Raw genomic sequence first — 1,508 nt, 5'->3', positions numbered from 1 at the left:
GCCCGCGCAGGCAGCCTCGGCCAGCGCGGGGTGGCCGGCCAGGCCCAGGTAATCGTTGCTGCAAAAAGCCAGCATGGGCGCACCATCGACCAGCAGGTGCGCGCCGCCGGCCGGCACCACGGCGCGGCGCCGGCGGCGCAGGTGGGCGGCGTCGAGCGCGGCGATGCGTGCCGGGAACTCGTCGATCCAGGAGGCGGCGTCGGGGCGGGGGCTCATCGGGTCGTCCATGCGGCGGGAAGGTCGAAGGGCAGCGCACGGGCGTCCGGCACGGCCTGGTAGGGAATGTCGGCCAGCAGCGGGGCGCCCAGGCGCTGCGCGAGCCAGTCGAGGTTTTCTTGCGGCGCCCGCATGTGCGGGTCGATGCGGCTGGCGATCCAGCCAGCCAGCGGCAGGCCGCGCGCGCGCACGGCATCGGCCGTGAGCGCGGCGTGGCTCAGGCAGCCCAGCCGCAGGCCCACCACCAGCACCACGGGCAGGCCCAGGGCCTGGGCGAGGTCGGCGCCGGTCTCGGTGTCCGACAGCGGCACGTGGAAACCGCCCGCGCCTTCGACGACGACCGCATCGGCCTGCGCCGCCAGCGCTTCGTAGCTGCGCACGATGTGCGCGATGTCGATGCGCGTGCCCGCGCGCTCGGCGGCGATGTGGGGCGAGAGCGGGTCGGGCAGCAGCACGGGGTTGTCCAGCGCCGGGGGCACCGCGATGGTGGAGGCGGCGCGCAGGGCGAGGGCGTCTTCGTTGGCGAGCTGGCCATGGTGCCATTCGGCGCCCGCGGCGATGGGCTTCATGCCCACGACGCGCGTGTGGTGGCGCGCCAGCGCGTGCAGCAGGCCGGCCGAGGCCAGCGTCTTGCCCACGCCGGTGTCGGTGCCGGTGACGAAGCAGGCGAATGCCGGGGTCGGGTTCATGGGGAGGTCTCCTCGGCCAGCGTGGCCTGCAGTGCGGCGAAGGCGGCATCGCCCAGGTGCTGCACGGCCTCGTCGTCGAGCACGTAGGGCGGCATGGCGTAGAGCGTTTTGCCGATGGGGCGCAGCACCAGTCCGCGCGCCATGGCGTGGCGGTGGTAGCGGCGGGAAAAATCGGGCAGGGTGGTGTCCACGTCCCACGCCCACACCATGCCCAGCCGGCGCGCATGGCGCACGCGCGGGTGCTGCGTGATGGGCGCGCAGGCGGCGTCGATGCGCCCGGCCAGCGCCGCATTGGCCGCGAGCGGGTCGAGCTGGTCGAACAGCTCCAGCGTGGCCAGCGCCGCGCGGCAGGCCAGCGGGTTGCCGGTGTAGGAGTGCGAATGCAGGAAGCCGCGGGCCACGTCGTCGTCGTAGAACGCGGCGTACATGGCCTCGGTGGTGAGCACGGCCGACAGCGGCAGCGTGCCGCCCGTGAGGCCCTTGGACAGGCAGATGAAATCGGGCCGGATGCCGGCCTGCTGGTGCGCGAACATCGTGCCGGTGCGGCCGAAGCCGGTGGCGATCTCGTCCACCACCAGGTGCACGCCGTAGCGGTCGCACAGC

General features: G+C 74.0%; 2 protein-coding genes and 1 pseudogene. All 3 read right to left on the bottom strand.

Annotated elements, in window-relative coordinates; all coding sequences use genetic code 11:
- A pseudogene (locus AC27IQ_RS24390) lies at nucleotides 1-216 on the bottom strand (8-amino-7-oxononanoate synthase); the annotation flags it as partial.
- Nucleotides 213-905: a dethiobiotin synthase gene (gene bioD / locus AC27IQ_RS24385; protein WP_284393457.1), complete on the bottom strand. Its 693-nt coding sequence runs from the start codon at nucleotides 903-905 to the stop codon at nucleotides 213-215. The gene bioD and the pseudogene AC27IQ_RS24390, both read right to left, overlap by 4 nt.
- Nucleotides 902-1,508, bottom strand: a 607-nt coding sequence (locus tag AC27IQ_RS24380; protein WP_487091115.1) for an aminotransferase class III-fold pyridoxal phosphate-dependent enzyme, incomplete at its 5' end; no start/stop codon positions are given. The genes AC27IQ_RS24380 and bioD, both read right to left, overlap by 4 nt.

The organism is Acidovorax sp. KPB24-07, assembly GCF_057543315.1.
Note: the sequence above shows the minus strand (reverse complement) of the source record. Positions and strands in the feature narration are given on the sequence as shown.